This is a genomic window from Janthinobacterium sp. SUN211, from assembly GCF_030587315.1.
GTDB lineage: Bacteria > Pseudomonadota > Gammaproteobacteria > Burkholderiales > Burkholderiaceae_D > Janthinobacterium > Janthinobacterium kumbetense.
On record NZ_JAPWIC010000011.1, the window covers coordinates 198,723 to 205,889 of the forward strand.

7 protein-coding genes are annotated in these 7,167 nt (G+C 61.6%); all 7 read right to left on the bottom strand.

The window, feature by feature from the left end:
• Positions 1 to 3: 3 nt before the first annotated feature.
• A complete protein-coding gene (locus O3301_RS27590) occupies positions 4 to 2,874 on the bottom strand; it encodes a phage tail tape measure protein (RefSeq protein ID WP_305058042.1) in 2,871 nt (956 codons plus the stop codon).
• Positions 2,875 to 2,988 (bottom strand): GpE family phage tail protein, encoded by a 114-nt coding sequence (locus tag O3301_RS27595; protein ID WP_071650284.1) that lies wholly within the window; start codon positions 2,986 to 2,988, stop codon positions 2,875 to 2,877. It lies immediately after the preceding gene.
• Positions 2,989 to 2,996: 8 nt separating this feature from the next.
• Entirely contained in the window at positions 2,997 to 3,305 is a 309-nt protein-coding gene (locus tag O3301_RS27600; RefSeq protein WP_058050288.1) for a phage tail assembly protein, read from the bottom strand.
• 39 nt (positions 3,306 to 3,344) lie between these two features.
• Entirely contained in the window at positions 3,345 to 3,854 is a 510-nt protein-coding gene (locus O3301_RS27605) for a phage major tail tube protein (RefSeq protein ID WP_305058043.1), read from the bottom strand.
• 59 nt (positions 3,855 to 3,913) lie between these two features.
• Positions 3,914 to 5,089, bottom strand: coding sequence for a phage tail sheath protein (locus O3301_RS27610; RefSeq protein WP_305058044.1), 1,176 nt, complete (start codon positions 5,087 to 5,089; stop codon positions 3,914 to 3,916).
• Between the two features lie 35 nt (positions 5,090 to 5,124).
• Positions 5,125 to 5,607, bottom strand: a complete 483-nt coding sequence (locus tag O3301_RS27615) for a hypothetical protein (RefSeq protein WP_305058045.1) — start codon at positions 5,605 to 5,607, stop codon at positions 5,125 to 5,127.
• 2 nt (positions 5,608 to 5,609) lie between these two features.
• Positions 5,610 to 7,167, bottom strand: a 1,558-nt coding sequence (locus O3301_RS27620; RefSeq protein WP_305058046.1) for a phage tail protein, incomplete at its 5' end; no start/stop codon positions are given.

Genomic DNA, 7,167 nt, shown 5'->3' on the forward strand with positions numbered 1-7,167 from the left:
TTCTTAATCGTGGTCGCGCAGGGACGAGCGGATGCGTGCCGCTTTTTCGCGGTCACGTTGATCGAGCGCCACGCTCACGGCACGCGCGACGGCCTGCGGATCGGTACCGGCCTGCACATGGAAGGTGATTTCGATCTTGTCGCCCTGAATTGTCATGCCGGCGCCGAATCCGCCTTGTGACAGCGGGGCGCGTGTATCGAAGGCGCTGGCCGGCAGGGCGGTGGCCGTGCCGATGGCGATGCCGGCGCCCAGTTGCGTCAGGCGCTGCGCCAGGCCGGAAACCTTGGCAATCGGCGCGCCCTCGCTACGGTCCAGGCCCACGGCCAGGCCCTGCATGGTGTAGTCGCCGAGCTGGGCAAACACGCGGCTCGGGCTGTGGATGCCCAGCTTTTCCTTGAACCAGGCAATGGTGCTGGAACCGGCATTGCTGATGGCATCCTTGACGGCGCCCATGGAGCCGGTGATGCCGTTGACCAGGCCACGCAGGATATTGGCGCCGAACTCGGTGAACTGGGCCGGCAGCTTGATGCCGAACCAGCTCAAGACGCCCGCGAACGCCTGATAAAACACGCCGACCGGCGACCAGTTAATAATCAGGGCGGTAACGCTGCCCATGCCGCCGGCACAAACGGTGCGCAGGCGCGACCAGATATCGGCAAAGAAGGCGGCGATAGGTTGCCAGGACGCGGTGATGCGCTGCAGGATGCTGGCGCCGAAGTCGGTGAACTGGGCCGGCAGCGCGATGCCGAACCAGCCCAGCACGCCCGCGAAGGCGCGATAGAAGAGGCCCAGCGGCGACCAGTTGGCGATCAGGCTGTTGACGCCGACGAAGCCGCCGGCAAACGCCGCCTTGACACTAGACCACAGGCCAGCAAAGAAACCCTTGATCGGCTCCCAATATTTATAGATCAGGTAGGCGGCACCGGCAATAGCCGTCACGGCCAGGCCAATCGGATTGAGCATGAAGGCACGGCCCAGCCACAGCACGGCGCGGCCGGCCCACATGAAGGCCCCGCCCAGGCCGCGCATGATGGGCGTGAGCACGCCGCCCGTCACGCCCATCTTGGCGAACATGACGTGCAGCATGGCATACGGGCCGATCAGGGCGGCAATGCCCAGCATCAGCGGGCCAAGTACCAGCAGCAGGCCGGCCAGCACGGCAAAGCCGGCGATCATGACCTTGGCCACGGTCGGATTACGCTCCATGAAACCATTCAGGCGCGTAATGGCACTGATGGCCATTTCCAGTCCCTGCGCATACAGCGGCAGGATTTTTTCGCCCATGGTCAGTTTCAGGTTGGCCAGCCTGGCCGTCGCTTCCAATTCGGCGCCGCCGGCTTGCTGCTTGCCCAAGTCATAAATCTGCTCGATGTCATACGCGCCCTCGTTCAGCTTGGCATTTTTGTGCATTTGAATACGCTGCTTGAACATATCCAAGAACTGATTACCGGCCGTACGGGTTGAGAAGAGACCACCAATGATATCTTCGATTTTTTTCGGATCAGTGATTCCCTTTTTTGCCAATTGTGGAAGCAATACCTTTTCCAGCCATTCGAATTGGCTACGGCGAAAAATGTCACTTCCAAGCAGCGCACCAGGGCCGATGGTTGAAGTTTGCCCAACCTTATCATGCGTAACCTTGCTGTGATCGCCGATCAATCCCAGCTTTTCCATATTGTGCACGGCCCGCTTGGTGGTGCGTCCTTGATAAAGATTTGAGTACCCTGACATTAAGGCAGTGCCAGCACGATGGCCTCCGACCTCCTGCACCAGCGGTTCCATCTGGTAATAAAACTGCTTGTCGTCCATGATCTTGGCGGCGATACCGCCCGTCTTGATGAAGTTCAGCCATTCGGTCGGTCCCACGCGCCCGCCCGTGGCGGTGATGACCTTTTGCATCATGTTGGCCTGCGTGTGGAATTTCTCCGAACTGGCCGTGCCGCCGCGCTGTTCGATGACTTTCAGCAAGTCCATGAAGATGCGTTCGTTCTCTTCGCCCGACTCGGCGCCGAAGAATGCCTTGTTGGCAAACTTCATCTTGGCCAGGGTGGGCGCGACCATTTCCGCGTGGTGCAGATCGCCAAAGATCGACATCGCGTCGCGCACCAGTTCCAGGTTTTCGTTCTGGCTGGTGCCGTAGGTCTTCATGTTCTTGGCAAAGGCGATTGCCTGCTGGCTGGTTTTAGGTCCCAAGCCCAGCGCATTGACGCGGGCCTTTTCCAGCTGGTAATGCTTCGCCTCGTGCAGCCCCTTGGCTATGGGCATGGCCATGACCGCGCCGGCTGCTGTCGCGCCAGCGCCCGCCATGGCAATGCTGCCCGCTTTGCTGCGCAGTTTGTCGGCGTGTTGGGTGGCATTGGTGACGCGCTGCTGCTTGGTGGCCGAGTTGGCCAGCTTCTGCTGCTGCAGCGTCATGGTTTTGTTGGTGGCCTCGATCTCGCGGCGCAAGGTGCGCTCGTGGTTGGCCAGGTCTTTGGTGCCGATGCCGGCGCCCGCCAGGCGCTCGCGCATGACTTGCAGTTGCTGGGCCTGCTGCTGGCCTGCCGTCTTCAAGGCGCCGGCCGCTTTGGTGGCGGCGTTAAACTCGCGCGTCATGGCCCGCGTGGGCACCTCCGCCTGTTTCATCTTGGTGGCTAGGCTGGCCACCTTCTGCTGTGCCGCTTCCAGCTTGGTGCGGGTGGCGTCCAGGCCGCCATGCAGTTCGCGGAATTTGCCGATGTTCTTTTGCTGGGCGTTCAAGTCGCGCAGGCGGTCGCTGGTGGCCTTCAAGGCCTTGGCCGTATCGCTGGAGCCGCCCATGATTTTTTTCAGCGGGCCGGTGATCTTGTCCAGCGCTGCAAATACCACCTGTAACTTCAAATCCCGACCAGCCATCTATTCCGCTCCGCTTCGCTGCCTGGCGCGTTCGCGCCAGGCCATCAGTTCATCAATCGTAAAACCGTCCATCGCTGCCGGCGTCCAGTGGAAGACGCCGGCAATGTCGGCCATGGCGTCTTCTACTTCGCCGGGGATACCGAAAGGCGATCTGCTTTGCTCGCCAAAAAACCGGCAACCTCGGCGCCCACGGCCAGCAAGTCGGCCGGGTCCATGTTGGCGATGTCGTGCGCGGTCAAGGTCGGCTCGGTGATGCGCGGCAGCACGATCTGCAGGGCTGATACGTTCAGGTTGGCCAGTTCGATCAGGGAAATGCCGCGCAGGGCGCCCGCCTTGGGCTTGCGCACGGTCAGCGAGGTGATGAAGGTATCGCCGCGCTTGATCGGCTCGTCCAGTTCGATGACGGCCTGGTTTTGGGTGTCGTTGTTCATGCTGTGTTCCTTGTGGTGTGGTGGTGAATAAAAGGGGGATTACAGGCCGATGGCCTTGCGGATGGCCGCGTTGGTGTCGCCGCCGCCGAAGTTCTCGGTGCCGCTCATGAAGTCCAGTTCGATGACGATGGCCCCGTCGATCATCAGCTTGTAATAGCTGCAAGCCATCGTGTATTTGTGCGTGGTGTCGTCGCCCATCTTGGCGCCGCCCATGTCGATTTCCTTGTAACGGCCGCGCACGACGACCTCCACGGCGGCGACGGTGCCGTCATCGTCTTCCTGGTAAGCGCCGGCAAAGCGCAGTTGCACGGCGCCGTGCGTGTGCGCGCCGTACTGTTTCAGGGCTTCAGCGATCAGGCCGCCGGCGCTCCATTCCAGCGACAGCGCCTCATTGCCGAAGTCGACGGACACGGGGCCGCTCATGCCGCCGGCGCGGTACTCTTCCATTTTGCGGCTCAGTTTCGGCAAGGTGACTTCCGGCACCATGCCCATGAAGGACACGCCGTTCTGGAACAGGTTGAAGTTTTTCAGTTTGCGGGGCAAGCCCATAAGGTTCTCCGTTGTTCAGTTGCATCCGCGCGGGCGCGGGCAGGGTGGTGATTGGACGGTTACGCTGCGATGCGCGAGGCGAAGTCGGCCAGGTAGCGGTCGGTAATGCGCTGCTGGAATTTCAGGTTTTCCAGCGGCGGCACGGGCGTGTAGTCGTAATCGATGGCCAGCTTGCCGTCTTTCAGCGCCGCCTTGTCGTTGTACTGCTCGTCATACCAGGCATGGCCGTCGATGATGTAGCCCTGCAATTTCAAGTCGCGGAACTTGGCGTTGATGCTTTCCAGCAGGTCGCGCACCAGGGACGGATGCAGGGGCAGGTCGACAAAGGCGAAATGCGCTTCGGCGATGGTGTCGGCCAGCACCTGGGCCGTGCGCGTGTAGCTCTCGAAGTAGAAGAAGCCGCCCGGCTCTTCGCAGGTGCGCGAACCCCAGAAGCGGTAACCGCCCATGTTAATCAGGGTGGTCACTTCCTTGGCGTTGAGCACGCCGGCATCCGTGGCCGGGTCTTGCAGGTCGAAAAACACGTCCTTGCTGATGCCGGTCGGGCCATTGACGACCACATTCGACAGCGTCTTGTGCCAGCCCGTTTCCTCGTCGATCTTGGCGCGCAGGCCCATGGCGTAGGCGACGGCGGAAATGCTGGCCTCCTCGTTGGTGGCGGTATCCCAGTTCACAAAATCCGGCCAGATCATCATGATTTCACGCTGGCCGAACTGGCCGCGATAGCTGGTGGCCGCGGTGACGGTGGCGCAGCCGTAGGCCGAGGCATACACGAAGCCGCGCAGGCGCTGTGCCACGCTGGCCAGGGCATTCGTCACGGCCTGGGTGTCCAGCCCCGGCGCGCCCAGGATGCGCGGTTTCACGCCGAGCCTGCTTTGCGCGGCCAGCAGCGCTTGGGCGCCCAGGTATTTACCGTCCGGCGACACGCCGCCCACGGCGTTGCTGGTGGTTTCCGCTTCCGTTTCGCCTTCGGCCACGCGTACAACGATAGTCAGGGGTTTGGTCTGCGCGGCGATGGCCTGCAGGCTGCGGTACAAGGTGCCCGTCTTGCCGGCCTTGCCCATGGCGGCCAGCACGTTGGTAACGAGCACGGGCGTGTCGAGCGGGAAGGCTACGGGATCTGCATCGTCGGCCGTGGCGATCAGGCCCAGCACGGCCGTGGACACGGTGCGGATGGGGCGCGAACCCTCGTTGATTTCGATGACGCGCACGCCATGGTGGTAGTCGGTGGCCATGTTGCTCTCCTGGTAGGTGGTAAATGTCGGGGGTGTTACTGGGGGCTGCCTGCATCATCGAAGGCGCGCCGGGCCTCTTGCGGCAAGGCGTCGGCGATGCGCTGGAATTCGGCGCTGACGGCCGCCTGCAGGGCGTCCATATCCTGCGCGGCGGCGACCGTCGGGCAGGTGGTGATGTCGAGCAGGCAGGTGCGCGCCGTGGCGATGGCTTGCGCGGTTGCCACGTCGCCGCTGGCCATGGCGGCAAAGCCGATGCCGGCCAGGCGGTTGAGGATGCCGTCACGGCGCGCGCGAACGGTGTTGAGGTAGACGGCGCATACTTGGCCATAGGGAGTGGGTGCCGGCGGCGTGATGCGCAGCGTCCCTTTGACAAACTTGAACGATCCGCCGGATGCGCGGACGGTGTGGGCGGCCAGGTGGTCAGCCTCGGATACCTCAAACACATCGGATGGGATGTCCTGGTACTCGATGCAGGTAGGGTAAAAGAATCCGGTGCTCGGTGAATATCGGACGGCCATGATTATTTTCCAATCGCAAAATAGGATGGGGTGATGCCGCCCGAAAGCGCATTCCCGTTGTAGGTGTACAGGCGGCAGCCTGTTTTTGTCTTCATACCGGCGTTGACGTTGCTGGGCGCGACGGATCCGCTTCCACCTTGCCCTTCATATCCAGTGAAGACGTGAAAACACTCGTTCGGAAACGGAATCGGGAAGATCACGTCGACATAGCCAGATTCCGGTGTCTGCGCGCCGCCGCCGACCTGCTGAATCATGCCGCTGGGTAATCTCTGGTAGCCGCTCGAAGACACCATTGCCGCAAAGTCGGCATTGCGCCACAGCTCGGCGGTCGAGTCGATGACTTGCCATACAACATCGGACGCTGCAGTGAGCGTGAGGTATTGCCCCGTTTTCAATTCGATGAAAGGGACGCCTCCTACAATGAAGCTGATATTGGCACCCGCTCCTGGGACGATTTTTGCCGTATTGCCACCAAAGCCAAAGAAGTGAATGCACTTGCCTGAATTTGTTGATAAACCAAGATCGCGAGGCTTAGGCAATGTGAAAATCACGTTTGGCGCCGAAAAGTACAGCGCTTTGCCGATATCATCAGGGGTCAGGCTGCGGTCCATTCCCACAGCATCATGTCCAATAATATTGCCTTGCGATTGCTGCACAAACTCGGCATTGGCCAGTTTTTTAGACGCGTCAAACTTCGGCAGTGTCGCCACTTCCTTCATGCTGTATTGCGGATGCGGATCGGCCACCGCTGCGTGTTTGGCCAGTTGCTGATCGCCATAGGCGCGTGCGCTGGTGTCCTGTTGATCGACATAGGCGACCTTGGCCAGGAGCGGGTGCGGGTCGGCGGCGCCCTGGTGCTTGGCCAGTTGCTGATCGCCATAGGCGCGTGCACTGGTGTCTTGCTGATCGACATAGGCGACCTTCGCCAGCAGCGGATGCGGATCGGCGGCAGCCTGGTGCTTGGTCAGTTGCTGATCGCCATAGGCGCGTGCGCTGGTGTCCTGCTGATCGACATAGGCGACCTTGGCCAGCAGCGGGTGCGGGTCAGCGGCGGCCAGGTGCTTGGCCAGTTGCGCATCGCTGTAGGCCCGCACGGTAATGATCTGTTCATCGACATACTGGCGCGTGGCCAGGATGATGGACGGGTCGATTTTCAGTTCGATGGCGGCCGTGCTGGCGACGATCAGCACAATGCGCACCACTTGCGTGCGGCCGCTGCCCTCGGCCATCAGCGGCTTGTAGCTGGGCGGGCAGTTGGCCACCGCGCACAGGTCGCCGGCTTCGTCGTAGATGCCAAGTTCTCGCATCCACCATCCGCCCACGTTCTCGGGCAATACTTGTTCGGCAATGATCTGGCTGGCGTTGTCCGGGTCTTTGTCCAACTTGTTCAGGTCGGCGCGGTGCACCTCGCGCACCAGCGCCTTTTGTCCTCGGTCTGGAGTCGGCAGGGTGCCGTTGCCGTCGCCCACGGCCATTTTTTTCAGTTTCAGGGTTTGCCCCAGGGCGATGGCGTTGGCCAGCTTGGCCTCGCCCACTTGCGTCAGGATAGCGAAATATGTG

Bases quoted from the DNA above. Each gene is read 5' to 3' on its own strand.
- O3301_RS27600 (WP_058050288.1), bottom strand. From the start codon at position 3,305: ATGAACAACGACACCCAAAACCAGGCCGTCATCGAACTGGACGAGCCG.
- O3301_RS27590 (WP_305058042.1), bottom strand. From the start codon at position 2,874: ATGGCTGGTCGGGATTTGAAGTTACAGGTGGTATTTGCAGCGCTGGAC.
- O3301_RS27615 (WP_305058045.1), bottom strand. From the start codon at position 5,607: ATGGCCGTCCGATATTCACCGAGCACCGGATTCTTTTACCCTACCTGC.
- O3301_RS27610 (WP_305058044.1), bottom strand. From the start codon at position 5,089: ATGGCCACCGACTACCACCATGGCGTGCGCGTCATCGAAATCAACGAG.
- O3301_RS27595 (WP_071650284.1), bottom strand. From the start codon at position 2,988: ATGGCCGACATTGCCGGCGTCTTCCACTGGACGCCGGCAGCGATGGAC.
- O3301_RS27605 (WP_305058043.1), bottom strand. From the start codon at position 3,854: ATGGGCTTGCCCCGCAAACTGAAAAACTTCAACCTGTTCCAGAACGGC.